Origin of the sequence: Methylocapsa palsarum (assembly GCF_900114285.1) — a bacterium.
Taxonomy (GTDB): Bacteria; Pseudomonadota; Alphaproteobacteria; order Rhizobiales; family Beijerinckiaceae; genus Methylocapsa; species Methylocapsa palsarum.
In genome coordinates, this window is sequence record NZ_FOSN01000056.1 from 1 (window position 1) to 3,324 (window position 3,324).

General features: G+C 61.0%; 4 protein-coding genes. All 4 read left to right on the plus strand.

Annotated features, from left to right (window positions below):
• Positions 1 to 1,170: DNA methyltransferase (locus tag BM177_RS19165; protein ID WP_091686876.1), on the plus strand; the 1,170-nt coding region annotated here is incomplete at its 5' end.
• Positions 1,157 to 1,531, plus strand: coding sequence for a DUF5681 domain-containing protein (locus BM177_RS21065; RefSeq protein ID WP_091686879.1), 375 nt, complete (start codon positions 1,157 to 1,159; stop codon positions 1,529 to 1,531). The genes BM177_RS19165 and BM177_RS21065, both read left to right, overlap by 14 nt.
• A complete protein-coding gene (locus tag BM177_RS19175; protein WP_091686880.1) occupies positions 1,518 to 1,934 on the plus strand; it encodes a DUF5681 domain-containing protein in 417 nt (138 codons plus the stop codon). The genes BM177_RS21065 and BM177_RS19175 overlap by 14 nt, the downstream gene beginning before the upstream one ends.
• A gap of 7 nt (positions 1,935 to 1,941) precedes the next feature.
• Positions 1,942 to 3,309 (plus strand): hypothetical protein, encoded by a 1,368-nt coding sequence (locus BM177_RS19180; RefSeq protein ID WP_091686883.1) that lies wholly within the window; start codon positions 1,942 to 1,944, stop codon positions 3,307 to 3,309.
• Positions 3,310 to 3,324 lie beyond the last annotated feature (15 nt).

The following is a 3,324-nucleotide window of genomic DNA, read 5'->3' on the forward strand; positions in this document are numbered from 1 at the left end:
AACAAACAATTGATCGCCGGCCACGGCCGCTTCGAGGCGGCGAAACTGCTCGGGCGTTCAGAGATCCCGGTCATCTGTCTCGACCATCTAAGCGAGGCCCAAGCCAGGGCCTATATGCTGGCGGACAATAAGCTGACGGATCGCTCATCCTGGGATGACGCCGCATTGGCCGCGCATCTCAAGGAATTGTCCGAACTTGCGATCGACTTCAACATCGAGGACGTTGGCTTCGAGCTCCCCGAGATCGATTTTCGCATTCAGTCTCTCGATGCGCCGGAGGATCCGAGCGACGCGGATGAGTTCGAGGCGGCTGCGGGGCCTGCGGCCTCGCGGCTTGGCGATCTTTGGCTGCTTGGCGATCATCGCCTTTATTGCGGCGATGCGCTGGATCCCAAGACCTACGACGCCCTACTGGGGACCGAACACGCCGCGGCGGTCTTCACCGACCCGCCCTACAACGTCAAGATCGACGGCCACGTCTGCGGCGGCGGCGCGAAGAAGCATCGCGAATTCGCCATGGCCTCGGGCGAAATGACCGCCGACGAGTTTAGCCGCTTTCTCCAGGAGATATTTGAGCTGATCGCCGCGCGCGTCGCGCCAAGCGGCGTCATTTACGCCTGCATGGACTGGCGTCACATGGGCGAGATGCTCGCCGCCGGCCGCGCCAAAGGCCTCGATCTCCTCAACCTCTGCGTCTGGGTCAAGAGCAATGGCGGCATGGGCTCGCTGTATCGCTCAAGGCATGAGCTTGTCTTCGTCTTCCGCAACGGCAAAGAGCCGCATCGCAATAACGTTCAGCTTGGACGCTTCGGGCGCAATCGCACCAATGTCTGGAATTACGCCGGGGCCAACAGTTTTCCGCGCAAAGGCCGGGCCAAGGGCCTGGATCTGCATCCAACCGTCAAGCCGATCGCAATGGTCGCCGATGCGCTGCTGGACGCGACGAAACGCGGCGACATCGTCCTCGATCCCTTCTGTGGCAGCGGCACGACGATCCTCGCGGCCGAACGCGTGGGTCGGCGAGGCTTCGGGATCGAGCTCGACCCTCTTTACGTCGATCTCGCCATCTCGCGCTGGCAGAAGATGACGCAGCAAACGGCCGTTCACGCCAACGGCAAGACTTTTGACGCGATAGGCGCCGAAAGACGAGGCGCTGATGGCCAGAACTAAAAGCGACCGCGGCGCATCGCGGGCAAAGCCGAGCGGCAAGGGCGCGGCGCGAACGCGCGCCCGTCGGCGGCGAACCCAACGCTCCGAGAGCGCGGGCGACATTATCACCCGCCTCTTGCGCAGGCTCGTCCCCATGAAAATCAACGGTGAGACGACAAAGGTTCCCGCCATGGCGGCGATCATATTGCAGCTCCGTCAGAAAGCGATGTCCGGCAGCGCCCGCGCCTCGCGCGTGCTGTTGAATTACCATCACTTCGCCATCCAAATGTCTGGCGGAGGGATTGAAATCACGTTCGTCGACGACGATTACACCACCGCTTTCGCGATGTCCTTGCAGGGCGCTGAGCATGACCGACGATGACGTCGGCTACAAGAAGCCGCCGAAGAGCGGGCGATTTAAGGCCGGCGTCTCGGGCAACCCGAAAGGGCGCCCGAAACGAAAAGCGCCGCCGCTCGCCGAAATGATCAACGAGGTCCTCAACTCCGAGATCGCCTATCGTGAGCGCGGCCGGATGAAAGTTGCGATGGGGCGGGAGCTCGACCTTCGGATGCTCCTGGATCGGGCTGCGAGCGGCGACGTCCAGGCTGCCGCGCTCGTTTTGAAGATACTCGAGCGCCTGAATCGGCGCGGCGACGCCGGCGTCGCGCGGATCGTGATCAGAGATTGGCTGCCTGATCGCCCGGGTCAGACAGGCGTCCAAAAGGCGCGGAACCAGGACTCACGCCGAGGACGCGACGCCTCCCAGCACGACGAAAGAGAATAGCAAGGGCATGAATCGGCGCGAAACCAAATCCGAGCAGATCGAAATATCGATTGGACGTCTTCATGCCGGGCAGATCGCCGCTTATACAGCGCTTCGCGGGCATAGATTCATGGCGCTGCGCTGTGGACGACGCTTTGGGAAAACCGAACTCGCCAAGGCGTGGATCTCTGAAGGACTCGTCTTAGGCATGGCGTGCGCGTGGGTTGCGCCGCAGCACATGCTCGCCCAGGAAGTCTATTACGATCTTGCGAAAAAGTTTTCCGCGCTTGTCGAGGAGAGCGCGAAGGCGTCGCTCATCCGGGTGAGGACCAGCGGACGCCTGGACTTTTGGTCCCTCGACAATGAAATGGCCGGCCGCAGCCGCGGCTATCAGAGGATCGTCATCGACGAAGCCGCCTTCGCCAAGAACGGCGACAATCGGACGGTCGGGTCGATGGCGGCGATTTGGGAAAGATCGATCAAGCCGACGCTCTACGACTATGGAGGCCAAGCTCTCGTTTGCTCCAACGCCGCCGGCAAGGACCCCGACAATTTCTTCTACGCCATTTGCACGGACCCCAGGCATGGTTTCCATGAGCATCATGCGACGACCATGGACAACCCGCTTCTTCCAAAGCGCCTGAGCGAAGAACGCCAAGAGGACTGGCGCCAGCGGCGCGATCAATTGAGGGCCGATCTGATCCGCGAGAACGATCCCCTGGTCTACGCCCAGGAATATCTCGCCGAATTCGTGGATTGGGCCGGGGTCGCCTTCTTCAGTCGCGAAAGGATGCTGGTTGACAATCAACCGGCGCCCTTCCCGCCGCTTTGCGACGGCGTTTTCGCGGTGATCGACACCGCCTCCAAGACGGGAACGGACCACGACGCGACCGCCGTCACCTTTTTCGCCGTCAACAAGCATTTCGGCGGCGCGCCTCTTCTCATATTGGACTGGGACATCGTGCAGATCGAGGGCGCTCTCCTGGAGAGCTGGCTGCCGAACGTGTTTGATCAGCTTAACGAACTTGCGAGTCTCTGCCGGGCGCGCGCAGGGTCTTTGGGCGTTTTCATCGAGGACAAGAACTCCGGCACGATCTTGCTGCAGCAAGCCATACGGCGCGGAATGCCGGCCTCTCCGATCGAATCGAAGCTTACAGCCATGGGCAAAGACGAACGAGCGCTTTCCGTCTCAGGTTATGTGCACCGCGGTCTTGTCAAATATACGGAGCGCGCTTTCAACAAGACTGTTTCATACAAACGGCGGGAACGGAACCATCTGCTTGATCAAATCGAGAGTTTCCGCATCGGCGACAAGCATAGCGACCGGGAGGATGACCTCCTCGACACCTTCTGCTACGGCGTCGCCATCGCTCTTGGAAATAGCGAAGGGTTTTAGCGAAACCTTGATCCC